Source organism: Pantoea eucalypti, from assembly GCF_009646115.1.
GTDB classification, from domain to species: Bacteria; Pseudomonadota; Gammaproteobacteria; order Enterobacterales; family Enterobacteriaceae; genus Pantoea; species Pantoea eucalypti.
The window spans coordinates 1215454-1242222 of the sequence record NZ_CP045720.1 but is presented as its reverse complement, the minus strand read 5'-3'; the positions used below and the strand labels follow the sequence as shown (position 1 = coordinate 1242222).

Annotated in this window: 24 protein-coding genes, 1 tRNA gene and 1 pseudogene; 15 read left to right on the top strand and 11 right to left on the bottom strand. The window is 36.5% G+C overall.

Annotated elements, in window-relative coordinates:
* Window positions 1-214: 214 nt before the first annotated feature.
* The 8 genes from EE896_RS05875 to EE896_RS05840 all read left to right on the top strand — a co-directional run bounded on the left by EE896_RS05875 (window position 215) and on the right by EE896_RS05840 (window position 7639).
* Complete coding sequence (locus EE896_RS05875) at window positions 215-1150, top strand: formate/nitrite transporter family protein (RefSeq protein WP_039659709.1); 936 nt, start codon at window positions 215-217, stop codon at window positions 1148-1150.
* A 240-nt stretch (window positions 1151-1390) separates the two neighbouring features.
* A tRNA-Arg gene (locus tag EE896_RS05870) sits at window positions 1391-1465 on the top strand.
* A gap of 179 nt (window positions 1466-1644) precedes the next feature.
* Window positions 1645-2901, top strand: a complete 1257-nt coding sequence (locus EE896_RS05865) for a tyrosine-type recombinase/integrase (RefSeq protein WP_140916301.1) — start codon at window positions 1645-1647, stop codon at window positions 2899-2901.
* 410 nt (window positions 2902-3311) lie between these two features.
* Window positions 3312-4844, top strand: a complete 1533-nt coding sequence (locus EE896_RS05860) for a recombinase family protein (RefSeq protein ID WP_153574556.1) — start codon at window positions 3312-3314, stop codon at window positions 4842-4844.
* The gene (locus tag EE896_RS05855; RefSeq protein ID WP_110003367.1) at window positions 4845-5717 is read left to right on the top strand and encodes a ParB N-terminal domain-containing protein; all 873 of its coding nucleotides are present in this window, start codon (window positions 4845-4847) and stop codon (window positions 5715-5717) included.
* A 7-nt stretch (window positions 5718-5724) separates the two neighbouring features.
* On the top strand, window positions 5725-6597 hold the full coding sequence (locus EE896_RS05850; RefSeq protein ID WP_153574555.1) for a plasmid partitioning protein RepB C-terminal domain-containing protein: 873 nt from the start codon (window positions 5725-5727) through the stop codon (window positions 6595-6597).
* 213 nt (window positions 6598-6810) lie between these two features.
* The gene (locus EE896_RS22935; protein ID WP_475483658.1) at window positions 6811-7101 is read left to right on the top strand and encodes a tyrosine-type recombinase/integrase; all 291 of its coding nucleotides are present in this window, start codon (window positions 6811-6813) and stop codon (window positions 7099-7101) included.
* Between the two features lie 313 nt (window positions 7102-7414).
* The gene (locus tag EE896_RS05840) at window positions 7415-7639 is read left to right on the top strand and encodes a hypothetical protein (protein ID WP_140915424.1); all 225 of its coding nucleotides are present in this window, start codon (window positions 7415-7417) and stop codon (window positions 7637-7639) included.
* On the opposite strand, the gene EE896_RS05835 is transcribed toward EE896_RS05840, so the two are convergent.
* From EE896_RS05835 to EE896_RS05815, 5 genes are all read right to left on the bottom strand, one after another.
* A complete protein-coding gene (locus EE896_RS05835; protein WP_110003365.1) occupies window positions 7616-8059 on the bottom strand; it encodes a hypothetical protein in 444 nt (147 codons plus the stop codon). The two genes, EE896_RS05840 and EE896_RS05835, sit on opposite strands and share 24 nt — an antisense overlap.
* Window positions 8060-8285: 226 nt before the next feature.
* Window positions 8286-10037: a UvrD-helicase domain-containing protein gene (locus EE896_RS05830; protein ID WP_153574554.1), complete on the bottom strand. Its 1752-nt coding sequence runs from the start codon at window positions 10035-10037 to the stop codon at window positions 8286-8288.
* Between the two features lie 2 nt (window positions 10038-10039).
* A complete protein-coding gene (locus tag EE896_RS05825) occupies window positions 10040-12157 on the bottom strand; it encodes an ATP-dependent nuclease (RefSeq protein ID WP_153574553.1) in 2118 nt (705 codons plus the stop codon).
* 67 nt (window positions 12158-12224) lie between these two features.
* Entirely contained in the window at window positions 12225-13622 is a 1398-nt protein-coding gene (locus tag EE896_RS05820; RefSeq protein ID WP_153574552.1) for an adenylate/guanylate cyclase domain-containing protein, read from the bottom strand.
* Entirely contained in the window at window positions 13619-14272 is a 654-nt protein-coding gene (locus tag EE896_RS05815; protein WP_110003361.1) for a Pycsar system effector family protein, read from the bottom strand. Before EE896_RS05815 ends, EE896_RS05820 begins: the two co-directional genes overlap by 4 nt.
* Before the next feature lie 478 nt (window positions 14273-14750).
* Here EE896_RS05815 and EE896_RS05810 point away from each other — a divergent pair, with 478 nt between their 5' ends.
* The 7 genes from EE896_RS05810 to EE896_RS05780 all read left to right on the top strand — a co-directional run bounded on the left by EE896_RS05810 (window position 14751) and on the right by EE896_RS05780 (window position 20836).
* On the top strand, window positions 14751-15143 hold the full coding sequence (locus tag EE896_RS05810; RefSeq protein WP_110003360.1) for a hypothetical protein: 393 nt from the start codon (window positions 14751-14753) through the stop codon (window positions 15141-15143).
* Between the two features lie 9 nt (window positions 15144-15152).
* Window positions 15153-16253 carry a relaxase/mobilization nuclease domain-containing protein gene (locus EE896_RS05805; RefSeq protein ID WP_238343232.1) on the top strand — a complete coding sequence of 367 codons (1101 nt, stop codon included), beginning with the start codon at window positions 15153-15155 and terminating at the stop codon, window positions 16251-16253.
* A 296-nt stretch (window positions 16254-16549) separates the two neighbouring features.
* Complete coding sequence (locus EE896_RS05800; RefSeq protein WP_238343231.1) at window positions 16550-17131, top strand: DUF4755 domain-containing protein; 582 nt, start codon at window positions 16550-16552, stop codon at window positions 17129-17131.
* 136 nt (window positions 17132-17267) lie between these two features.
* Complete coding sequence (locus EE896_RS05795) at window positions 17268-17915, top strand: EcsC family protein (protein WP_110003357.1); 648 nt, start codon at window positions 17268-17270, stop codon at window positions 17913-17915.
* Between the two features lie 165 nt (window positions 17916-18080).
* A complete protein-coding gene (locus EE896_RS05790) occupies window positions 18081-19262 on the top strand; it encodes a DUF4236 domain-containing protein (RefSeq protein WP_153574550.1) in 1182 nt (393 codons plus the stop codon).
* A gap of 60 nt (window positions 19263-19322) precedes the next feature.
* Window positions 19323-19949 carry a hypothetical protein gene (locus tag EE896_RS05785; RefSeq protein ID WP_153574549.1) on the top strand — a complete coding sequence of 209 codons (627 nt, stop codon included), beginning with the start codon at window positions 19323-19325 and terminating at the stop codon, window positions 19947-19949.
* A gap of 68 nt (window positions 19950-20017) precedes the next feature.
* The gene (locus tag EE896_RS05780) at window positions 20018-20836 is read left to right on the top strand and encodes a DUF4225 domain-containing protein (protein ID WP_153574548.1); all 819 of its coding nucleotides are present in this window, start codon (window positions 20018-20020) and stop codon (window positions 20834-20836) included.
* Here EE896_RS05780 and EE896_RS05775 read toward each other — a convergent pair.
* From EE896_RS05775 to EE896_RS05750, 6 genes and pseudogenes are all read right to left on the bottom strand, one after another.
* Window positions 20833-21156 carry a hypothetical protein gene (locus tag EE896_RS05775; protein WP_153574547.1) on the bottom strand — a complete coding sequence of 108 codons (324 nt, stop codon included), beginning with the start codon at window positions 21154-21156 and terminating at the stop codon, window positions 20833-20835. The two genes, EE896_RS05780 and EE896_RS05775, sit on opposite strands and share 4 nt — an antisense overlap.
* A gap of 154 nt (window positions 21157-21310) precedes the next feature.
* Complete coding sequence (locus EE896_RS05770; RefSeq protein ID WP_153574546.1) at window positions 21311-21718, bottom strand: hypothetical protein; 408 nt, start codon at window positions 21716-21718, stop codon at window positions 21311-21313.
* Between the two features lie 94 nt (window positions 21719-21812).
* Window positions 21813-22217, bottom strand: coding sequence for a hypothetical protein (locus EE896_RS05765; protein WP_153574545.1), 405 nt, complete (start codon window positions 22215-22217; stop codon window positions 21813-21815).
* Entirely contained in the window at window positions 22218-23849 is a 1632-nt protein-coding gene (locus tag EE896_RS05760) for a DNA-binding protein (protein WP_153574544.1), read from the bottom strand.
* Window positions 23846-25159, bottom strand: a pseudogene (locus tag EE896_RS05755) (tyrosine-type recombinase/integrase). The gene EE896_RS05760 and the pseudogene EE896_RS05755 overlap by 4 nt, the downstream one beginning before the upstream one ends.
* Complete coding sequence (locus EE896_RS05750; RefSeq protein WP_153574543.1) at window positions 25146-26366, bottom strand: tyrosine-type recombinase/integrase; 1221 nt, start codon at window positions 26364-26366, stop codon at window positions 25146-25148. Before EE896_RS05750 ends, EE896_RS05755 begins: the two are co-directional and overlap by 14 nt.
* Between the last annotated feature and the right edge of the window lie 403 nt (window positions 26367-26769).

Genomic DNA, 26769 nt, shown 5'->3' with positions numbered 1-26769 from the left:
GGCCGGGATATTACCACAATGTTGCTGTGGGCCGAAGTGTGAGCCAGCGCTCAGTTTCGCTGGTAAGGGATTATTCGTGCGTTTTCATCAGCAGTCTGAATAAAAATGCAGTTCCGAAAAACGTTGTTACGCTTATTCGCATCGGACGTTACATTTCCGGCAAATAAAAAACGGCTACGCTTATAACGTTACAGCACTATCACCAGGAGAAAATATGAAGCCTTCATCAGGTAATGAGCAGGGTCCTAACGACGTAGAGAGCGAAGAGAAGGACAAGGGCACTGACATCGAAGTTGATGAGGAGGCTTTACCCTCCCGCGCGGCTGCGATTCATGAAGAGATTCGCCAGGATGGGGAAAAGGAGCTGGAGCGCGACGGGATGGCGCTGCTCTGGTCAGCTATCGCGGCAGGCTTGTCCATGGGCGCTTCGCTGATGGCCAAGGGGATATTTAAGGTGCATCTGGATGGCGTACCGGGTGCATTCCTGCTGGAAAATCTGGGTTATACCTTTGGTTTTGTTATTGTCATTATGGCGCGCCAGCAGCTGTTTACCGAAAATACCGTTACCGCCGTATTACCGGTGATGCACAAACCCACCTGGGGTAACACGGGCCTGCTGTTACGGTTATGGGGCATTGTGTTGCTGGGTAACCTGATTGGTACAGCGCTGGGTGCGCTGGCCTTCAATGAGATGCCGATTTTTGACGAGGCCACCCGTCAGGCGTTTACCGACATCAGCATGAAGGTCATGGAAAACACCCCAGGCGAGATGTTTGCCAATGCGGTCATTTCCGGCTGGATTATCGCCACCATGGTCTGGATGTTCCCCTCTGCGGGCGGCGCGAAACTGCTGGTGATTGTGATGATGACCTGGCTGGTTGCGCTGGGCGACCTGGCGCACATTGTCGTGGGCTCAGTAGAAGTGCTCTATCTGGTGTTTAACGGCAGCATTAGCTGGCATGAATTCCTGTGGCCGTTTGCCCTGCCGACGCTGCTCGGCAACATCACTGGCGGCACCCTGATTTTTGCGTTGATCAGCCATGCACAGATTCGCAATGACATGAGTGAAGCCGCTGTGGCCAAAGCAAAAGCTGAGAAGCGGAAGCAGGAAAAACGCCGCCAGCGTGAAGAGAAGGAAAACGCGGAATAAATGGCAAGGGCAGACAAGGCTGATTTACCGGTTTTGTCTGCCTTTCAGGCATGCTGGCTGAACCTATGATATTGAGATCAAACCGTCAGGCTGAAGCGGAGAATCTTTTCAGCGTGAACAGTCTGCACGCGTCCGTGCTTAACTGCGTTCAGTGCAGAAAACCGGGATTGCTGGCGGAATGAGCAAACGCGCGGCAACCTGGTGAATTTTCAGGACTGTTTCGCTATACTGCACGCCGCTGTCCTCTTAGTTAAATGGATATAACGAGCCCCTCCTAAGGGCTAGTTGCAGGTTCGATTCCTGCAGGGGACACCATATGTTAGCCCACCTAAGTATCTTAAAGTCTAGTCAACTCTTCAATTTCAAACGCTTACCTTCTTTTCGTAGCCCACTAACGTACACCGTCATATTCCAAAATCCACGCTGTTTTGTTGGTACATATGTTGGTATTTTAAGTTCGATAATGCAGATACCATCAGAAGAGGGTTTTTAGTATGGCGCTCACTGAGTTAACAGTAAGAAATACAAAGCCTTCTGATAAACCTGTCAAATTGACAGACGGTAATGGTATGCATCTTTTGATCACCACAAGTGGTTCCAAATACTGGCGTTTCCAGTATCGCTTCGCTGGCAAACAGAAAATTCTCGCACTGGGTGTTTATCCTGAAGTTTCATTGTCAGAAGCCAGACGAAGAAGAGATGAAGCCCGTCAGCTCGTTGCAAACCATGTAGACCCAAGTGAAAAGCGCAAAGCCGAAAAGATTGAGAGCAAAGGCTTGCTAACATTTGAGCAAGTTGCACAACAATGGCATACCAGTAACAGAACCTGGTCAGACAGTCATAGAACAACTGTTTTGAACAGCCTTGTTTCCCATGTGTTCCCAGTCATCGGCAAACGTAATATCAGCGAGCTAAAAACTCGTGATTTATTGGTTCCTTTGAAAAAAGCAGAAGCTTCAGGACACAATGAATTAGCTTCCCGATTACAACAACGCATTACGGCGGTAATGAGATATGCCGTTCACAATGCTTTGATTGAACAGAATCCTGCAAACGACCTCGCTGGTGCTGTTGTTTCCACTAAAAGTGTTCATCGCCCTGCCCTTTCTCTGGAACGATTGCCAGAGCTTATGAACCGTTTGGAAGCATATAAAGGGAGAGGCATTACCCAAATTGCAGTGCAGTTAACACTCCTGACCTTTGTCCGTTCGAGTGAACTGCGATTTGCTCGCTGGTCAGAAGTCGATCTCAAAAATTCACTGTGGACTATCCCCGGAAGGCGACAACCTATGGAAGGGGTAAAATATTCTGCAAGAGGGGCAAAGATGAAAACCCCACATCTGGTTCCATTAAGCTCACAAGCCAAAGCACTAATGGAAGAGCTTCATACAATCAGTGGAAACAAAGAACTTATGTTCATTGGTTTTACCGGGGACGACAAACCTATCAGTGAAAACACTGTCAACAAAGCACTCAGGACGATGGGCTACGATACGAAAGTAGAAGTCTGCGGTCATGGTTTCAGAACTATGGCATGTAGTGCCTTAATCGAATCGGGATTATGGTCGAGAGATGCTGTGGAAAGACAAATGAGCCATCAGGAACGCAACAGTGTCCGGGCTGCTTACATACATAAAGCGGAGCATTTGGAAGAACGGAGACTCATGTTGCAATGGTGGGCTGACTATCTGGAAGCTTGTAAAGAAGAAGCACAGACACCTTTTTCCTTCTCTATTCAGCATTCAGAATAGTGAGTAACAAACGATACGTATTTAATATTTTATAATCGATAACTCGATGTGGGCTGCGAATATCTATTAAGAATTCAAAGCTCCCAAATAGTCGCCTTAATACATACATCGATTCAGCTCAATCTAAGCAAAAGTGTTGTTCGTTATTAATGGCATACCTTAAACACCAGCATGTAAAACATCCATATAAATCAATAACTTGAATCATTTTTTCAAAATATTTTCATTTCATTCTTATCACTCCACCATCCCCTCCTCCTTTTTCATAACAATGAATCTTCAAATAGTGGTGTAGTTTTGTAGCTGAAGAACAAAAAAATAAAAATGAATGCCAAAAAAGGTTGCAACCTGAACGAAATTGATCAATTTTTGTACAAATCAATATTCAACAGTTGCACCAAGGCACTGCAATGGATAATAAAGTAGAACAAAAACAGAAAGTTAAAGTAGCCCAATATCTACGGATGTCTACAAATCTTCAGGAGTTTTCGTTAGATAACCAGGCTCAGTTCATAAAAAAATATGCTGACGACCACAATATGGAAATCTTGCATACTTACGATGATGCAGGAAAAAGCGGTGTATCAACGTCAGGGAGGCATGATTTTAACAAGTTAATCAATGACATACTTACCAAGGAAATCAATATAGAAGCTGTCCTTGTATATGATGTAAGTCGTTTTGGCCGCTTTAAAGATCCACAGGAAGGCATCTACTATAAATATCTATTAAAAATGAATAAGGTAGATCTTATATACTGTGCTGAAAATCTTCCTGCTAATAGTGACACTGAGACATTCATACTTTCATCACTTATGTATGCTGCGGGAGCATTTAGTAAAAACCTCTCAATAAAAGTATTTGCAGGACATGTAAATCTTGTTAAACGAGGATACTATCAGGGTGGAGTGCCTGGATACGGACTTAAAAGAAAGTTACTTGATAATAATAACAAAGCAAAAATGATACTTAACAATGGTGAGAGAAAGAGTCTGCAAACAGATAGGATAGTCTTAATACCAGGAAGTAAAAAGGAAACGGACTTAGTAAAGAAAATATTTAACATGTTCATTTTTGAAGGACTCAATGAGTATCTCATCGCCTCGAAACTAAACCATGAAGGACATAAATACAGCGACAAATCGGATTGGACACGAAGCCGGATACATTCTGTGCTTATAAATAACCGCTATACTGGAAAGTATACATATAATCGAACATCTCAGAAACTGAAAACTAAAAGGGTTCAAAATCCTGAAGAGGATTGGATTGAGTATAATTCTTTTTTCAAACCCATAATTTCAGAAGAAAAATTCAGGTTAGCGAAAGAGATTATTGATAACCGCTCAATAAAAATGAGCAATGAAGAGATTCTTAATTTTTTAAAAAAGATCCTTTCGACTCATGGAAAAATATCAGGTTTTATCATTGATGAAGAGGATAATGGCCCATCAAGCAGTGTAGTAGCAAGCCGCTTTGGAGGACTTCTTCCAGCATATAAGCTGATAAATTACACACCCGAACGGGATTACCGCTATTTAGAAATAAACTCAGCCTTACGAATTAAACATAACAACATTGTGAATAAAATACACCAAGAAATTAATTATAGCGAAGTATCTATATTAGATAACAAACTAATCACTATAAACAAAAGTTTAACCTTTTCCATTATACTGTCTCGATGTCGAAAAATGGGATCTGGAAAATGTAGATGGATAGTTAGATTAGACAGGAGCTTAAATCCCGAAGTTAATGTGGTTGCAAGAATGAACAGCCTTAATACCGAACCTGTTGATTATTACATCCTACCTTCGATTGAAAGTTTTGAAAGTGAGTTGTGTCTAAAAGAGAATAATAACCTTCTATTCGAAATGTATAGATTTGATAACATCAGGACATTCTTTGATATGCTTTCGACTGCGGAAATGGAGGTAGCCTAAATGAACGACGATCAAATTCACATGCTTGAAATCTCAAAAATAAAAGTTGTCATCCCTCGTTCTCGGAATAAATTTAAACATGCTGAGATAACAGATAGTATCGATACAAGTGGATTAAGAAAGCCAATAACAGTAAGAAGGATTTCGGATAGAAAATATGAATTTGCCTTAATTTGTGGTCAGGGTAGACTTGAATCACTCACAGCTTTGGGAGAAAAGCTGATACCTGCTTTCATACTGGACATTGATGAAAACAAAGCATACATAATGAGTTTGGTTGAAAATATGGCTCGCGTAATACCAAGAGCGGGCGAGCAGTTCCAACGAATAAAAGAAATGAATGAGCAAGGTTTATCTAACAAAGAAATATCCTACTCTACTGGCTTATCATTGCACTGGATTACCAGCCTGACTATGCTAATTAGCAAAGGAGAAAACAAACTATTATCTGCCGTAGAATCAGGAAGCATTCCAATCTCGCTTGCAGTTGAGATTGCCAGAGTGGACTTCGAAGGTGGGCAAGAATTACTAATTAAAGCTTTTGATGAAGGTTTAATAAAACATAAAGATGTTGGTAAAATAAGAGATATATTGGATTCCCGAGATGAAGGTTTGAAAGGATTTCTGAACAATAGTTTCGGAGTTACAAAGAAAAAGAAAAAAATCACTACTGATGAGCTTAAACAGATATATCAAGATAACATTTCTCAGCATAGAAAAATCAAAAACAAAGCTGAATATATTGAGAGAAACTTACTTATAGCCAGTCAAATATTCAAAGAATTATCTGATAACGAAGAGTTTAGTAAAATCTTAGACGAAGAGAATTTAAATGAAGTAGTAAAAGTTATAATGAAAAATACTTCTTGCTGAGGTCAAAATGATTAAATACTGCTTTAATGAAAAAACAGTCAGCTTTAGATTAAGTGATCTTATTTATACTAAGAAACTTCCTACCAATTACAAAAGCAGCCAAAAATACATACAAATTAAGAGCACGATATCTGCACTTGGATTAGTCGAACCTATACTGATTTACATTGATGGGGCTGATGGCACTGCAAAAATCCTGGATGGTCATCTGAGAATTGAGGCATTAAAAGATATTGGCGAAGAAAGAGTTGCTTGTCTCGTTTCAACTGTTTACGACACTTATACTCCCAACAAAAAAGTTAATAGAATAACAATCATTCAAATTCAGAAAATGTTAAAAGAAGCTGTTCGAGTAGGGGTTCCTGAAGATATGCTCTGTTCAGCCTTGAATATTAGCTCCGATTCATTAAAAAGTAATCTATCAGTTCTTAAAGGCATATGCCCTGAGGTTATAGAATTATTTAATGATAGAGATATACCTAAGAACACATTTATGATCTTAAAAAGAATGATTCCTTTTAGGCAAATTGAATGTGCAAACATAATGATAAAATTTGATAATTATTCAAAGATTTTTGCTCAATCGCTTTATCACAGTTCATCACCTGAGCTTTTAAACGACAAAGGTAAACCTAACATTGACGAGAGATCTGGTAATAGAAAAGCAATTGAAAGACTTGAAAAAGAGATGGCTCAGGTCCATTTCGATACACAAAAGATAAAAGAAAACTACGGTTCCAATAGTTTGAAGCTAACGATTGTTATCTCTCACATAAAAAAAATACTCGAAAACCCTAAGGTTTTCCATTGGCTTCTTAGGAATAAACAAGATTACCTTAGTGAATTAACCAAGATATCTGACATCGAAAAATTAACTTAAAGCTTTTTTTCACAAACAGATTTTAGGATTAGAACTATTCCAGGATGATTTCAAACTCGCTTAAGTTAAGAAAACCCAAGCTATTGATTTAAATGACAGCGATGCAGGAGGAGTTGGAAAAAAAGCAGAGAAAAAGCATTAAACTTAGAAGAGATTGCTTATGTTTTTAAAGCGTTCAGAGAACACTCTGATAACTTCTCTCGTGATAAATATTTGGCATGTGCACTACTATTGCTTCATGCTGTTCGAAAGAGTGAGTTGACAGATGCTCAGTGGTCGGAATCTAATTTAGAAGATAAAAAATGGTCCTTACCAAAAGAAAGAAGCAAGTCTGGTGTAGCCATCGTCATTCCGCTTCCCCCGCTCGCAATTGAGATTTTAAACGAGCTGAAGGTCAGAGCTTTTGGCTCTTCTTATGTCTTCCCAAATCGCCGAGTGAGCAAGTCTCAGCACATGGGAAAAGACACGCTAAACAGAGCGATAGCAAAATTGTTCGGGATTTAACCAGGCAGGAAAAAGCAACCACCTAATGTAATGGGTAGCATTGAATATTTTACGGTCCATGACTTAAGAAGAACGACTCGAAGCTTACTTGCTTCACTGGCAGTTCCTCCACATATAGCAGAATGATGCTTGAACTATAAACTCAAAGGTATTGAGGGGATTTATGATAGGTATGATTACTACAGTGAACGACAGGAAGCGCTATTGAAGTTCGGTAAGTTAGTAAAAAAAGGATTGACAAGGTAATTTTACACATATAAATTCCGTAAGTGTTAAAAGATACTACAAATAATTTAACAACATAGGATAAGCTATGAGTAAAATCAAAAATGGAGGTTTTCCTCCTCCTAATGGTAATGATGACCAGTTCAATTCTAAACCTGAATATGATGTAGTGGGTTTCGATGAAAACGGAACTACAGTCTATTATTTATGCTTCAAAAATACATTTATCAAAAAAAAACCTCCAATAGCATATGCTACCTATGAAGAAGCTGAACGTGATTGCATAGCCTTAAACCTTCGTTATAATAATTAAAGGCCACGAACCATTCTTTGCAAGATGATTTTTATAATATGGTAATAATGCTTTGAATTCGATATGAGATGGTAAAACAGAGATTTTATCTATCATTGCTAGATAGCCAAAACCTAATTTATTGAATTTCTCTTTCGGAATAAAGCCCTGCTTAGGACTGACATTATTTGGCCATTTATCAACAATCTCTATTAGGAAGTTATTTGGATCGAAAACTTTAATTCTTAATAATGAATCTTCAGGAACATCCGAAAGTATAGGTGCCATTATAGTATGTTCGGTAACCATATCACCTTCTATAACAAACAACCTTTTCATCTCAGGTGTAAATAGATCATTGAGATAGTTTATGTGATTAAAACCACCTTTTTCAATTGCTTCAATCGGCCAAGAGTCTACAATTTCAATTTTTAATTTCATTTTAATCTCCCATATATTTATATTATCTATATGATATAAATATATAGCTTTGTCAACATCGCAACCGTAATATTAATTATGAAAAAATCTTTATACTAAATGCCTGGGAAGAATATCATTATAAAAAATTAGAATTAATTGAGTTTACTTACACACTACCCATCCAAATATATCACAGAAATATCATTTAATAAGAAAATTAAAGAAGTAAAATCAGTTATAACAATTATAGCTGTGGTGTAATTGAATAAGGTAAGCCATTTCTTGTCATGTGACCACTTTCTGAAATCATATACAGGTGTTTTTTTGCTCGTGAAGATATAACATACAAAAGTCGTCTTGCGGTATAATCACTATGTTTTCGACTACAACCAATTATGTCATCCCAATGAGGTATTTTCCCATTTAACAAACCAGTGCAAATTACAACTTCATACTCATCGCCCTTGGTCGAGTGGCATGTGGTTATTTTCACTCCACCTCTGAAATTATAAAAAGAAGATAAGTCACTGGCTCTATAAACCATATCGTATTTTTTCATTCTTTTTGTAGTAGCATGAATAAGAGAAAGCATTTCATTATGATAAAAACTACCCTCATGTAAATTTAGCTTAAAAATTCCACAAAATTCAGTTATAACCGCCTCAATCCACAATTCAATACTTGTATCATAATTGGCAAGCATAGCCATGCGGTTTATCTGCGACAAAATAGTTTTTGAAGAATATGGGAAAGTATCAGGTGAATGAAGATTTATCTCAGCGAGAAATTCATTAATGATTTTTTGTCGAATGGTAAAATTTTTAGGCACTCTTTTAACAAAGAACAATTTAATAAAACCCAACCAAAAATTTTCGGTGTTTTTAGGAATTGGAGATATCGTAACCCCATCTATTTCAAATCCATTGCCTAATTTAGAAATGTCCCCTGAGAGCTTAATAACATCAAACCAGCTGGGGCAAAGAACAGCGATCTCGTTAGGAGTTATTCCTTGTTGCAAGTGTGTTTCAATGATTCCGGCAACATAATGCGATAATTGTGATTTTTCTATAGAGCTTTCTTTAAGAATGACTGAAGGAAAGTCTTTAAAATTGGATAAAGAGTTAATGTTAAACTTCCCATCTTTATAGTTACTATAAAAATTAATAATAGATTGACTACTACGGAAGCATCCTGTTAGATTCATATCTACCAGATCATTAATGCCAAAGTATTCTGATAACTCCTCTTTACTTTTAACGATAGCCCCAAGCCCTGTATAAATAGCTTGTTCTTTATCACCTATAAGGGTTAATACATTGTTCTTTTCAGAATACATAGCTTTTAAAATCTCATATTGCAGAGAAGAAATGTCTTGATATTCATCAATTAAAATGTGTTCAAACAATAGTGACAATCGTTTGCAAAGAGACCTATTTTTATTAAGCAACTTGAGGGATATATTAAGAATCAGATCAAAATCAATTAGCCTATTAGCACTTAAATACCTGTGATAATCTCTAACTAAATTAAACTTAACATCACCTTTAGAGTATGAATATTTAAAATCACTTGTCAATTGAGTGGCTATTCTATCATAAAGACCTATTCCATATTTTTCTTTTAATTCATTAATTATGAACTCCCTCTCGTGTTCATCAATAACACTAAAACCTTTCGAAAGCCTTGGAATTCTGTCCATATTAGGTTTGATAATCCAGTTTAGGCAAAAACCATGAATTGTTCCAATCCATAGATTTTTGATATCAACACCGAATGAAATCAACCTTTCATAAATAGTATCGGAAGCTACATTAGTATATGTAAGGGCGATGATTCTCTTTTTACATCCCACTAATGGCTCTTTATTTTCTAACATGTAACAAAGTTTTGATACAAGGGTTTTCGTTTTACCAGAGCCGGGACATGCAGTTAATAACAAATTTCCATTATGCTTAACAGCATCCCATTGTTCTTCAGTAAGATTCCTGTAAGGCATAATTATAACTCCCATAATCTATAAAAACTGTCAGAACAATGGAGACCATACTCTTGAATTTTATTATTTAATCCGTGCTTGGCGGATATTTGTTCTTCCTCTTCCCATCCAGCTTTTTTCATTAAAGACAAATTATAAGAAAGCATTTTTTCATAGATCGGCATTAAATCCCTATCCATAAGCACATATTTAATAGCTTCTAGGATGTAATCAGGTATGCGATTATTAACAGTTACATGTTCGACCATACTTGTAGCTAACCAACCTTTTCCGATTTTATTTGCAAATTTCAAAGCTCTTTTATATCTTACTCTTATATCACTTGAGTTTATATCACCTATATTTTTATTAAGTTCAAACTCTTTACTATAACTTTCCCTCATAACATTGATAAAAAGTTCGCTATTTTCTACATATTTAACCAATTCAGTCTCAAATGTATTCTCGGCATAAAAAGCTGAGACATACTCATTATGCTCAATATCTTCATCCAATTTAGCTTTCCGTTGGGCACCATCAATATCTGCATTCACTAATGATTCCACAAATTTAGAGTCAAAAATATCATCAGCCTTAGTAACATAAGCTGAATCTAAATCTGTTAATATAGCACACCGCCTTTTTAACCTGTCATTATGGAAAAGATTAGCTAAGTGCTTGAATACCGTCCCATCAACTTTTATGAGACTTATACCTAATTCATCTAAACTTATACCTAAAGCCTTCTTTATCATTGTAGGTATAAGAATAAGCTCAGCATCACCTTCTACCAAAATTACACTTTTGGAAAATAGCAAATCACTGCGAATTGCGTCGAGATATCTTTCAATCGAATAGATTTCTTTTATGTTTAAACCATTCGAAGGTCTATAGACTTCGGTGTAACCTTTCTTACGTGCTAAAACATTCATCGAGGATATATTTGATACTGAGCTTATCTGCGTAGAATGGGTAGAAACGAACACCTGTGTATTTTGAAAATTAAAATTATCAAAGAGAGTTTTCTGGATGTGAGTATGTATATGTGCTTCAGGTTCTTCTATCAACAAAAAATGAGTAATATGCTCTTCTGTATCTCTAATCTCTTCATATTCATAAAGTTTTAATGCGAGATAAATAAGATTAGCTCCACCTAAGCTTAAATCGTCTAATCTTCCTGAACCATTATAATCTAAAGAATCTTCAACAACTAATCCGAGCGACTGTATAAGTTCAACGAAATCCTCTGGAAGCTGAGATGACACCATTATTTTTGGAGAATATGTTGAACCAACCGTATTAGTCAAAGAGGCTGAAATCCTTTCGCTTAGCATTTTTATTTCAGGTATAGAAGATATTTTTTCATTCACTCCCTTTACATCATCAACAACATCAGGACTGCTATTAATCTGTTTACTTTTTAATGTAAGAAGTTTATATAAAGGGTTTGTTTTATAATACTTTAAATCAGCAACTACATTCCTTAATGCCTTAACATATGTGCAAGCTACCTCGCTTCCAAGAGAAAAGAAATGCGGTTTTTTACAACCTAACTTCTCAGCATCATCGTTTGGATCTGAAAAACTTAGATTTATGAAATCTCCAACTATATCTTTATAGATTTCATCATTAGTAAAATCTATTTTTGTTCTAACAAATGCTACAGCCTCATAAGTTTCTTTAGAGATAATATGATTGGAAGTGTACTTTGAAAATGCCTCTTCTCTTGCCTCAAAACTATCATTAGCTAAAGACAAATCATAAAGATCTTGTCTAACATTAAATTTAGGGCGGTATACAAAAGTATAATTACCTTCAGTACCTAACTCATCGTTACCATCATTTAAAGAATAATTTGCAATTACTTGTTCTTCTTCAGACTCACTCAGATCATCAAAATATAAGGTAATAATAATCCAGTGCCCAAATGGTTCTTTCAAACCTCGATTGAAATCTTCGCTGGAAAGTATCCGAGAATTTAATGGAAGCGAATCATCCAAGATTAGCCTCATGGCATTGAAAAGGTTTGTCTTACCACAAGCATTTTCTCCGATAATTGTATTGACAGCCCCCTTCAAAAAATGGAAGTTTGACTTGTAAAAATTCCTATAGTTCCTTATTGAAATTTCTTTAATATACATTGAAAACTCCGATTTAAAAAAAGACTAATCTAAATGATTGCAGGGCGGTGATTAATTTAAAATAATATTACTGTATAAATATACTGCACGGAAACTCCCCTTCTATTGTATTTCCATTTGAAATTACAGAAATATACATATGCTGCAACCCTTTATAAGAGGCTTTTTCTTGGTGATAAGCATGAAATATACCATTTTCTTTTTCATGAGCTTTCTTTGTAATTTCAGTTTCATGATTGTCATTGTTATTTTTTTTACTGGCTTCAGCTCCATTGTTCACAACACGAAATTTGAATTTAAGTGATTCATAGTTCTCTCCATAACCTTCATGAAAAAAAGCATGGAACTTGATCCATTTGTTTTTGGGAACAACTGAACCACAGCTTATATAATTCTGTTTGTTAGAAAATCCATATTCGTCGTTGCTATAAGTAATCACTACTTTAATACGACAGGGTTTAACACCGTGCGGAAGGAGTGAAAAGTATTTGGCTTGATTCAGCAAATACTGCCGATACCGTAATCTATTTTTATTTTTAGATGTATAGTCAAGGACATACCTATCCCGCTCACTATTTTTCATTTTATATTCAAGGTAATCATTAGTAGTAAGCCCTAATTTTTTTACTAAACTCTCGCCAAGCATAATGGAATTTTTAGGAGCCTTATGCTGTAGTTTAGATGCTATATCTACATAAAAAGATGTGGCAGTTATTTCATTAACACCAGGTATTCCATAATTACCCCATAGAACATAATCACTTTCACCTATATCAATACCTATTCTGATACCGATATTTTCGTCTGCCACTTCCTTTATTTGCGGCACTACTATTTCATTCATTACTTCAATAAAATATGCTGCACAATTAATGGCATCGATAGCACTATTTTCTAATGTATTGCGTTCTTCGTTTTCATTACTTCGGAAAAAAGCCATGACAGCATCTCCCATGATTCTATGCACATGCCCGTCAAATGCATTAATTGTTTCAATAATTCCAGTTATGATGTTATTTTTAAAGAGAAATACATCTGAAGGACTGTATGAGAGACCAAGTTTTGTAGAGCCTATTATATCTACAAACATTGTGACTACATAACCAAACTTAGTTGTGTTATTTAATTCTAAACCTCTAAATTCAGGATGGGTTCCTATTGCAGGCACTTCCTGTCTCTCAGGCTTACCAAAAGCTTCCCGTAAGCCACGAACACCTTCATAATCATTGATTGGTGTTAAGCCATCTCTTATTACAACACTCTGTGAATTAACACTTTCAAGTATTGATTTGTCAAAACTTTCTAGGGCCACATCTCTCGTATTTTCCGATACCGGCTCTAAATTCTCCATCCCCGCAGAGTCAAAAGCTCTTTTGCTGAAGAAATCATAGCTTTCTGACTTACTTCTTTTAGATATTTTTTCAATGTCTGAGTTTAAATTTTTATACAGATCTTTGATGCTCATTTTTTATTTCTTCCCATCAGTAATAGGTATAATATGAAGGCAACCAAAATAACGATAATTAATAGAAGCAAAAGAACAAGAAGACTTAAAATTATCACTCCGCTCTCTTCATCATTAAATAAACCCAAAGCATACTCTACCCAAGGAAATGATATCGTCATTAAAAAAGACAAAAGTGACAACTTCAAATATAAAACTGCTTCTTTTTGCCCTTTATACTTTTTTATTAACCCTTCTGATAGCGTATAATTCAATACTGACAACTGCCTTCCTAAATCTAAATAATTCTCATTGGCTATTTTATTAAAGTAGTCATCCCCACTTTTGTAGTAATGAGTAATATCAACGAAAGAAAAAATGTTCTCTCTGCTACTTTCCTTAATAAAGGGAGCCATTGAACCTAGCGACTTAATAATTGAAAAGATGTTAAGCAACACTCCTAAAATAAGGAATGTTATAAATAAAACCCATGAAAAATTACTATATCCTTCAATTCCACACGGAAGCACTTTTGACAGGTTAACACCAACTATAGTCAAGATAGCTGATGACAATGTTAATAATATGGTTGACTTAGTATTTGCATAGTTTAGATAACTATCGGTCCTTGTCAGTGATTTGATAATCAGCTCAATTTTATCTTTATCCATCAATTTTGACCAATCATAGAAAATTCCCTTAAGTCTTTATAGAGATCATTTCAGAAAAATAAGAACATTCCTAATAAATTACAGATCTAACAAATGTATGTCAATAAGTTTCAATAAACTCACCAATAAATTTTATCTTTAAATTTCATATAGTTAACAAAAAATCACCGCTTACTACTTAAACCAAATTTTAGTAAATGAATATTAATTAATGTTTTAATATCTTTTAGATATATTAAATGATCAGTTGCATTTGTTTTTTCCATTACTAAATCGTTAAATTTCTTTCTGCTACTTTGAAGCAAGGGCTAACTGAGCGATGCTCAGTTGCCTTGTTTTTCTGCCCTTCGGTTGAAAAAGAAAGATCAAAGCAACCCCAAAATCAAACCCCAACCCATTGACGCGATTGATCTTTATGGTATTTATTATAGATAGCATATGGATTTGCTATTAATCAAAAATATCAAAAGGAGTTGATATGAAAAAAAACAATATTATGTTCGACGATGCGTTTCCTTCTACATTTACCAATGAGCCTGCCGTTAAAAAATTACCCCCTAATCGTCTTCGCAAACACTCAGTAACTGTCAGATTAAACGAAGTCGAGCTGAGCAAAGTAAACCAGTCCAGAGGCCAGCTTAGCAAAAGCTGTTGGCTGAGATCTTCAGCTCTCAAGCAACTTCCCCCTTCTGTTCCCGAAATTAACAAAGAAGCCTGGCAGCAGCTTACTGGTTCCCTACAGAAACTGAATGATCTTACTTCATTCCTGCTTCGCAGAGGCGAAGATGCTCAGCCACTATCGCAGGAAGTAAGCGCTTTAAAATTGAAACTGTCGCATGTAAGAGATGCTCTGCTGACACTTGAAAAGTGATCATCCAAGATGAAGGGTATGAATAAAATAAAAAGGGGTAAAAAATTCCGAGGAGTCGTCTCGTATGCTCTTTCCCCTGCTCCTCATCATATGACTACACCAATGGTGATTGGTGGCAATCTTGTCGGAATTACTGTAGACGAACTGACCGCCGAGTTCTTAAAGACTCAGAAGCTAAGAGAGGATGTTACGAAACCAGTTTGGCATAACTCCCTTCGTCTCCCTGTCGGTGAATCACTCACAAATCAACAATGGAGGAACATTGCTGACGACTACATGAGGCGAATGGGCTTCTGTGACACTCACCTTCGTTGTTATGTCCTCCATGACGATGAAGCTGGACAACACATACATATTATTGCTTCTCGCATAAACGTTATAGCAGATGGCCAGCTTTACCTGGGCAGGAACGAGAACCTTAAGAGCACTCGTGTCATTCAGGAGCTTGAAGAAGATCATCAGCTCACCAGAACGAAAGGTCCTTCTCCTACTAAACCGCCCAAGAAGCAAAGGAAGCTCACTCGTAATGAAAAGATGATGCAGGATAGGACCGGAGAGAAACCTTCTAAAAAAGTGATACAGGAAGCTGTAGATGCGATCCTCACCTTCTTCGATACCATCACTATCGAAGACTTCATATATGAATTACAAAAGCAGAACATATCAGCGAAAGCAAACATCGCATCTACTGGCAAGATGAACGGTTTTTCATTTGAGCATCAGGGAGTCGCTTTTAAGGCATCACAGCTCGGTAAGGCATACAGTTGGTCAAACATGAGTAAGCGAATCACCGTGACTGATCCTACAGAGGCTGTTGCTACTGTATCGATTGCCGACAAAGAAAACTTTTTGAATCCCATTGAAGTTCATCCCACTGCTACACCCCTTACGGCAAATTCCAGAGAACATATCCGGTCTCGCTGGTTGCAGTGGATACCTTATCTTGAGGAGCTTGTTGCCAGTTTAAAAGCTGTTGGCTCAACGATTATCAATCCCCTAAAAAGAAATGTCATCTATACAGCAATAAGAACCGGCAACTCTGAGGCACCAGAGATTTTTGAGGTAAATTTTGAAAATTCAGCGTTAAAAAACGTTTTCAAACGACCTTAAAGAGCTAGTTTTCAGTGAGTTAAAACCACTCACTAAGTCAAACCCTATAACTATTTTCATTCTTTTTCAAATCGATAGGCAAAATCGATCGATCGTTATTACTGATCAATAAAATATTCGTGATAGGTATAAACTATCAAATGAAACCGATCGATCGGTACAAATGATTTGCTAGACCCCATTTCCAAGCCGTAATGTAACTTCAAACGAAACCACATAGCACACTGATTTATCAGCAGAATAAGCTGATGCATACGTGCGCCTTCGATTCTGTGAAACTAACCTTGGAAGAATCTATGACAGCAACAACTGAAGTAAAACAACCCAACTTCCTTATGATGAAACGGGTGTGGATTGCTATTGCACTGCCGATTGTCATTTTCTATTTCTCTGGAATTCAGGGGTTGGTCCAGCTTGCAATCGTATGGGTTTTCGCGAGCATCATGCTCTTGATGTTTGCTTATAAAAAATTCCGTATCAAAAAGTGGAATGCCAGCACCAGAGACCATTTTGGCGAGCAAGACGGTATGTGGAGTCATGAGTTTGGTTCCACTTTTATGAAGCTCGACCAGCAAAGAGGACTTATCCATCTCAAGGAAGAGAACAAACAAAAGACCTATCCGTTCTCAGCAATCAAAGAGTGGCGATACAATTTGTCTACTACGAGAGAACGGGCTGGTATCAACAAAGAACTCGACCGCACTCATGATTTCAGAGAATCGGGCTTTTACATCGCAGTGGACGATGTTCAGTATCCAGAATGGAGAGTAATGTTCTTTCCTCAAAAAGGTGACTTCAACTCACAAGAAGGCATCCGGGATACGGAACTACAACTTAAGCGCTGGATGCATATTTTTGACAACACAATTAATAGATAAACTTTAATATATTATTTATCAGTAACTTAAACAAACCAATCGGTTGATTGGTTTTTTTTTATTTCTCAACTGTAAAGATAAACTTAACCATTCCGATAAGTTCTATGTTTTCATAAAATTTCAATAGGGACTTAGAATGGCTGAAGCGTTAAACGAAGGTAAAATCATGCAGGCTCTGAACTGGGCCTACGATAAGGCTCTGGATGGAAGCATACCAGGAACAGACTCGGCATATGAAATGGCGGAAAGCTATCTAAGGGGTGATGACACTTTAGTTGAAAAAGTAAACTCCCTCATTCGATGGCAAAATACTAAATCAGCCACAACAGGATTTGTCTCCGGCCTTGGGGGAATCATCACCCTCCCTGTAGCAATCCCCGCAAGCATAGCTACTGTCATTTACGTTCAAATCCGCATGATCACGGCTATCGCTCTCATGGGCGGATATGATGTGAAAGATGATCGCGTAAAAACCATTGTCTATAGCTGCCTTGCTGGGAATGCCGCAAAAGATATACTCAAAAGCACGGGTATCATCATTGGTTCCAAAATGTCCACTCAGTTGATCAAAAGTATTTCAAAAGAAACCATTTTTGCCATCAATAAGCAGGTCGGTTTTAGACTGCTGACGAAGTTTGGTGAAAAAGGAGCTATAAACTTGGGCAAGATGATACCTATTGTAGGCGGGATCATAGGGGGCACTTTCGATGGTGTTTCAACCAATATCGTTGGAAATGTTGCTCGTAAAACCTTCATTGAAAATAGCGCATTACAGTCGAATTGATAATAAAAATTCTTATTAAAAGAAACTAATACTGAAAAGTTTTTAGCATTAAAAATAGAATTTTGCGAGCGATTTTAATATATTTTCAAACTTGGCACTAAAATATTAATGAGTTAAGGGGTTAACAATTATCACTCCTTAACTCACTATCTCAAGGAATTACTTATGTCTCTCCGCTTCAGAAAAACATTTACCCTCTTTCCTGGAGTCCGTCTTAACATTTCCAAAAGTGGTATTAGCGCAAGTATAGGAGTGCCTGGAGCAACGGTTAATTTCGGACAAAGAGGGGTAAAAGCAACATTTGGGTTGCCTGGTTCGGGTTTATCATATTCTACATCGACTATACCCTACGAAACCAAACCTTCAATCATTGAAGAGCCAGATATTGCATCCCAAAAGCATTTATTCAATATACCGCAATCATTTGATGACAACATTCCTTCCAATGCAAAAATATATATGCCTCAATTCGGTATGAATGAGATATCAAGTGCATCAGTTGAAGTTTTAACAAGTACCTCACTTTTACCTTTGAGAGATTTAATTGCTAAAGCACGAGAGCAAAGAGAGGAAGTAAAGTCTGATTTGAAAGAAGCTCTTGCAGAAGAATCAATGCAAAAAAAAGAATTAACACGTCGGAAATCAAGTTTTTTCCGATGGTTTTATAAGAAAAGCATTGCTGAACTTGAGATGAAGTTACCTCAAACGCAGACCGAAATATCTCGTTTAAAATTGTGGGAAGAAAACACCAAAATCGCAATAAACTTCGAAAGCAGTGATGCTTCACAGCGAGCATATGCAGCAATGGTTCGTGCATTTGACGCTTTGAAGTCCAGTATGAAAAAATGGGATATAACCGCCGATAAGTCTACTGATCAGTTTGCGGAAAGAACTCTCGCAACGAGAACTGTAAATCGTCATCCCGTAACTTTCGGTTACAGCTCTACTGAGCTTATTCAGTTCGAAGGAAGGGCGATGCGCTTTGAAAATATCAATGGTGACGATATTTTGCTCTATCCAGGTGTTGCTGTGATCCCGCGTGTAGATGGGGCATTTGCTTTAGTAGATATAAGAGAGTTAGACATCAATTGTGAGGCTCATGGATTTCATGAGGAAGAAGATGTTCCTAAGGATACAGAAATAGCTGGCTATACTTGGGCTAAGACGAACAAGAATGGCTCTCCTGATCGTAGATTTAAAGATAATTATCAAATTCCGATTTGCATTTATGGAAATATTACATTCCAGTCTCAAAGTGGTGTAACAGAAGAATACATGGTATCTAACGCTTACGTAGCAAGAAATTTTGTTGATTTTTTTAAAAACTATCAAAAATCACTCACCTAGCCATATTTTATCTAATAATTAGTGTAATATTTCCCATTCAAATCCTGAGAGAAACCAAATATGATAAGTTTTTGTTCTGAAAAAACAGTCGAATTTTCTTTAGTTCCAGAATTTTCAAAGCTAATTAAAAGCTTGGGTGAAAACGCACCAATCCAATACTGGAAGACAAGAGAGGGTAATTTAACTTCAAAACATTTGCATGGCAATGAAAATGTATACTTAGTTGCCTTCTTTTCACGTAGACCCAAAGTAGACACAAAGAAAAACCACATACTTCAAGGGAAGATAAATAACTATATATTTGAATTTAACGCTGCTGCTAAAAATATGCCCATAACTGTTTTTTGCGGTTTCCCACTTGCTAAAAACATATATGAACTCAGTGACTCAAAAAAAATTTGGATTAACATCCCTAAAAATGAATCAGTTAATCAAGAAGTTTTATTTTTGACGGAAGAGAATGGGGGAGAACATTCAATTTATTTTACACAGCCAATTAAAATAATAGAGCAAGAGGATATTTGCAATACCATTAAGAAGGATAGCCACCCTATTACTTGGGAAGATGCAATCGATGTTATGGAGAAACTTAAAAGAAAACCCGGTAGAGGTCATTGGTTTCTTCGTGGTTGGTATTATAAACCTGTTTATTTTGTCATCAAAGCAAATACCTATAGTAAATCATAATTAAGAAGATTATTGATTTTTAAAGAATCCTTCTATTATTATTGATTTTTTAATAAGGGCTTTTAATCATGGACAACTACTGGGACAGGAACAGACAATCAAACTACTTTCTAAGTATGGCAAGTCTTGAGGCTAATCACTTAGTCAATGTTGCCACATCCCTCTCACAGTTCCATCTCAAGGATGCGCTAGTCCGTGTAAGGTTTCAGGATGAAATAAGAGAGTTCACCCGCTTGCAGATCCAGACAATCCGCAATTCTACCTCAGATGATAAGTGTCAGGAGTGTATCCAAAATCTTAAGCAAGAAGCCCAAAACCTAAAGATTCAGGACAGGATGCTCAGAACAGGAGAAGCCGTAGTTTCGTCTTCTGTGAAGTTTTACCATGACCATGAAAAGATCATTGGCTATGTCATCGACGGCATCGGCGTTGTTCTTGGGACTGTTCAGTTGGTGGCTGGGGTAGGCTTGTTTGCTGGATCACTGTTCAGTGGAAATCTTATCGGTGTTGTTGCTGGTTCTGCATTGATTGCTAATGGTGCAGGTTCAATGGCGGAAAGCATAGACAAGTTAAGAGGAGTTTCGAATCCTTCCAATCCGGTGATTGAAGCTTATCAGGATGTAGCTGAATTTTTTGGATTTGATAAACGCCTGGGTCTGCTTGCTTACCAAGTAGTTGATCTCACTACATCTTACTACGGAATTTTCAAACTGACTTTGAAACCCGAGGCTTGGAGAATATTCAAGTATCTCCCTACTGATTACTATCGCCAGGTGCAGATGATGAGCAAACAAGACTTGGCGCTAAAAGGTGCAACAGCAGTCTGGAAAGGTAGCGCTATAGGTGTGAACCTCTATCAGATGAATCACAACCAAAATGGAAACTAACTTTTGCTATTACTAGCAAACCTGTGTGCTTTCCAGGCCAGATTCATTGGTATGACAAAGTAAACGATTATGGCACCGATGATAAGGACGATAGCATAAGAAATCAGGCTTTCTTTATGCCCTTTCGCTATACCATAAATGAAAAGTGATAAAATAATGAGCATGGAAATTATACCAGCCCAAAAGCGCTTGCTCAGCTCTTGAATGAGAGACTGAAGTGTATCTGATTTGTTCTCATCTCGGGTAAGAATTTCATTAAGCTTGCGGATATCCTTCGCCGAGAATCCATTCTGAAGGAGCTTTTGCTCAAAATCGTTCATTTCATCATCCTGAAAAGCCATAAGATAAAAGAAAATATATCATACATTAAAGCTGAGATGCCATATGATCCATTTGCAGAACACTCGCCCTAGGTTAAGTGTAAAGATCATATGGCATAGTTATTGTATCGCCATAATCAATAAAAAGTATATCCTAAACCCTTTTCTTCATTTTGAAACCATCTGATTTAAGCTCTGTTGAAGGCGTAAAGCTCTGTTTTTGAGTAGCAAATATTCTTTCTACTTCATACTCATTCCAGATAATGTATTCGATGATAAACTTGTAGAAATACAGCACTCGTTCAAGGCTGACAGTTGAAGGTATTGTATAGAAGTTTGGACTGAGCAAAGCCGAACTCAAAACTGCAATAATGTTGCTTGGTCCCTTCAGATAAGGATTCTGATAGTCTTGCTGATACTTCAAAAAGTATCCTACACAGAACAGGTAGGCATCTTTTACGATTTTTTCTTTATTGCAGTCTGATTCATCGTATCGAAGAATGAAGCGATTAAGGAGTATCAAAAACTTCTGATCTGGCAAATATCTGTTTAATTTATTCATAGTAGCATCCTTGCTGTTGTGAATGTCATCCTGACATTTAAAGAAATATCATAATATTCAATCATGTCAATAGTTAAAACCTATCAATTTCTATTTAAATATCTTTTTTAGGTAAAGGACGATTAAGCTCTTCGGCTGTAATTTGTTTTAAATGAGAATTATATAGCCATATCTTAAACTGCTCTAAATATTTGTTATTCAATGCTATCAAGGCTTCGTTTTCAGTTTCGAGCCTTTTTATTCTCTGACAAGCAATTTTTAAATTAGCAGGTTTAACCGCACATGTTTCTTTCACACCAGACTTGAGAAGCTTCTTTTTTGAATTAAAACAATCGGCAATTTTAACATGACTACTTAAAGATTGCCTTGAAGGTCTCTTCCCAATGATCTTTATCAACTCGTCGCATAAAGCCTCCCAGGTCAGCTTCTTATCGTCATTCCAGGTATTAATAACTTTCATTATCAATTTTTCATCATATCCAGTAATATGTTTAGCCATTTATTCTCCTTTTATTATTTTAGTTTGAAACGCATACCATTTTTCAGCATTAACATTCCCATCATTCTTATCATGATGAGTTTTTTCAATAATTTTATTATGCATTACCATTAGTCGTTCATCATCCTTTCCAGAGTCTTGTATTGGATAATAATCACATGGGTCAAAAGCATATGAGTGCTTGCAGTAACCGTGCTTGGTGACGAGCACAGCTCCATTCTTCAATGAATCGAAATCAGTTATTTCCATAACAGCTATTTCTTTTTTCCTGTGACTGTTACCGGCTCCGATTGAAGTTTTATCTTTCATGAGATTGATCATTTGTAAGTGTGATCGGTGATCATAGGAAACATTTTGTGAGACAAGCTTCCTTCCAGACCATCTGGCGATGCTAAACTCGTCCATACCATTGATTTGAGAAAACGTATTTAGTAGATGTCTTAACTGATGGGTCCTAAGTGAATATGGGCTGCCATCTTCGTTAATATAACCGTGTCTTTTAAAGAGGTTTGTTGTGCCTTTGAGACTCGCTAAGGCATCAATATCCAGTCTAAAAAACTGAGCAGTGGGTCTGAACAAAGGCTTCAAAAGCTTGCTCGTTTTCTGGCACAATTGCCCCTCAAATAACAGGCATAAAGCATTAGAATATTTGATTTTCTTCTCTTCATCATACCAAGGGAAATGTTGAGGCTTTTTACTGAACAGTTCATGTCTGGATGACTCAGGGACCTTACCTTCCATTGTTCTTGCAACATACCTTGGATGGTTGGACAACTTTCTCAATCGGGCTATGGCCTTTTTAGCTACAGAGACCATTACTGTAGGAATCCATTTAATGTCTCCAGCATACCCCTTCGCTGAAAAAAATCTTAAACCATATCGTTCAATGCCGTTGTCATCATGCTCTGTAATCTCACAATCCGCTGGAAGGCTTAAAATTTCCGAGATTCGTCCTGGTGCACACATCAGCAGTGCAAGAACAGACGTTGTGAAAATGTCTCTCACAGACAGTTGGCTTTCATCTTTTGAGAAAATCTCCGCAATGGCTATGACGGATTTTATATCTGGTAATTTTGAGTGCCCTTCAAGCGAAGGTTCATAACCTTGCCAACTCTGAGTTATTTTATGCCTTAACGGATTTACCCAAAAAAAGTATGATGAACTTGTCATCCTGTTTTCACTCAAAAATAAACATAGTTTCTCAAGTTCCTTACCAATTCCAACTGCTGTTAATTTCGTATATTTAGCCGTTGCTACTCTTATACACTCATCAAAAATGTAATTATTACACTTGACAACATTAGCTTCACAGTATGATTTCAATAACACAAACTCAACGACCTTCAACATTGCCAAAGCATTCTGGTTTAACTTTGACTTGTTAAAAGAATGAATATGAAACATATAAGCTTTAGCAAAATCGATGAAGCTATCATCTAATCTATCTTTGCTATTTCGATTATTGTTGATATCAAATTTATTGAATCTGTAACATCCCTTCCATACATTGCTTTCCCATGAACTGGCTAACTTAGAGTTAAAGATATTACTCTTAGAAAATTCAATAAAACCCTCAACATTTAGTTTTGGATTGTTAGTATTAGTTGGCTCGAATATGAATATATTTGTCATTGAGAACTCCAGGCTATAAAGTTTTTGCATGTAAAACACTCTATGTGTTCGTGCTTACAATCAGTAAATCCAAAAGAATTTAAAACATATTCTGTAAAGAGCTTCTTATTGTGTGTGCTATTGCCACCAAGAAATATCTTCGATAGAGGTGCAAAAAATGAATGAAGTTTCTTATCAATATCGTGAACATTGTCTGAGCTATTTTTTACGTATATCCCTGATGAGTTAATAGATTTATGGTCTAATGCTTTAGCGATCACTTCAACTGAGGCTCCTTCCTTTGCTAAACGAGATCCAAGCGTATACCTGAATCGTCTTGCATTAAGCCGTATAGCCTCGTCATTCCTTGATGATTTAATGTTAAATTTAGTAGTAAAGTTATTTAGTTTGTTTGAAATAAATGAATTCTTCATGTGTAAAAAATCAGTTTCCATGATTTTATCTAAACTTTGACCAGACTGAATGGATACAGATTTTTATGTGTCCATGAATATAGGTAATTTATTTTTTATATGAGCAATACTCTGACTAACATTATCTTCAATGTATTTTTGATTCATATCAATCAAGGTTGTTAATTTCTCATAAAGGCAGTCATCGATACTTACCAAGCTAAACTCACTTCTAAAGTCCTTCCTTTGTTTTACTTTCGGTATGTTTAGAAAGCAACCTTCTCCCGTTCTGATGAGATCTTTTGCTTTTAATGAAGTTAACTGTAATGGCCTCCTTCCCGTGGTTGCTAAAAGAATGACATAGCAATAAAGATACATAGGAATTTTGTCTTCTTTCAACAAATTGCTGATACTCTCAAGAACGATTTCCAGTTCTTCTCCAGTTAGCGGTCCACTATTTGGATCTCTTCGTTTGACCGCTTCACCTGTCAAATTAGTCTTAACCTTTATTTTTTCCAGCATTGTTAAAGCTGAGGTTTCAACTCCTACATAACCGAGCTTTTTCCACTTCGTTAGAAACTTCCTTATAGAGTTTAGTTTGTAGTTTTTCTCAGGACCTAAATTAACATTAAATTGATAAACCGCATTAGCATCTATCGTCTTAATGTCTATCATCCTTAACCATTTACTAAATATCTGGTTGATGTTTTTTGTGTAACCTGCACTGTATTCAGCCGAAAAGTAAGCCAAGGTAGTAAGGTAACCAATACGCATCGACTCTGGCATTTTATCGGCAATCTTATGTGGGAAAATATAATTCTCTTTATCTAATTGCCATTTGATATCAGAAAGCTTGAAGCTATACCCCTGCATATTTGCAAAAACCAGACTCTCTTTTCTTAGTTTACATGTTTCCATTATATTGACCCTCAGTTATCTTTTTCAAAGATTCATAAACTCTTCCAATAACTTCCTTTTCTTTAATTGATATGTGTTTGAAGTTATAATTCTCTGACATCTTTGAATCTTTGGACCAACCCATTAGATAGCATCTCAATCCTGATTTTCGGCTGACATCTAAATTTGAATTATCAATTTCATTTGAATAAAAATAGTTCCAAGAGTGTCTCAATCTATGTCCTGATAAGTTCTTTAATTCTGGGCTTGATTTTTTAATAGTAGAAATTATTTTTTCATATGCTGAAACAGATAAAGGTTCCCCTACTGTTTTACCTGCACTGTGAGTTACAAATAGAACGTCATGTTTTTTCTTTTTAGTGTATTTATCCCTAAAATTATTTATGTAATCGAAGATCTCTATCACTAACTCGTCTGATAATGGGATTATCCTTTCGCCAGTTTTGACTAATGGCTGATTCAGCCTTCGGTCTTCAATGCAGTCATGTCTTCTAACAATACTCAGTGTGTTATTTCTAGGATTTAGATCATTTACCCTAAGATTTAGTAATTCACCTGCCCTCAACCCACAATTCAGTAGTAAGGTAAAAATGAGCCTGTTCCTCACTTGAACCTCCTTCTGAAAGGGGTTTTGGCTCCCTTCGACTTCCAACAGCCTAAACAGAGTTTTTATTTGTTCTTCACTTATCGATTTATCTGTTCTGTGATTGATGCTGAGTGAGCGATTTCGCGGAAAGTGCGCCCTTATGCTTTCAATAAAACTTTCGACTTCATATCTGGCATGGATTCCCTTCAAAGAATGAATCAATCCGCACAACCATTTTAGGTAATTTGAAAAAACGTGTATCCTGTAACTAAAAGTTCTTGTAGCAATCTGCTTTCCTTTGAGTAATCTTACATTCGTAATTTTTTGTTGATCGAATCTTTGCTTTGCATACCGTATCAGGTCATCTACTTCGGCTACATTTAGGAACCGCTTGCTTTCAATCCTATCAATGATGTTTATTTTTCTACTTTTCATAAAATTGCTAAGGATAAGTAGATTCGTTGCGACTATCTCCATCGTTGATGCAGTCGCACTTCTGTTCCTGACATTAGTTGTGAGATAAAGGTTCTGATAGTAAACTGGTAGTAGTGTTTCTTTGTTGAGAATCAAGCAGCCTCGTTCTCCATTACTCATGACAAATTTTTTTATTTTAAACGACATTATAATAACCCTCCGAAAACTTTACATTTAGTTATCACTACGGCTTATCATTATTTTATCGATTTAAATTTTGCAATTTTATTTTGTTATTTTTGTATTTATTTATAATCCATTTAGATACTTAAAAAAATTTCTTTCACGTGAAAGAAACCAGTACGGCTAGTTGAATTATACAAAGATCAACAAAAAAGAAAGCTTGCAGATCATTTTGAAAGAACATCGGCAAATAATTGCAACAATACTCACAATACCATTTCAGAAATAATTGAAGACAGAACATTATCTTTTTCAAAAAAAGATGATTGTATCTTCCATAGTTATTATCAGAATAAAATAGCAAGTGAAGATGTCAAGATTTTTTTATTGGCATTCCAAGATAAAAATAGCACTGCATATAGAAGAT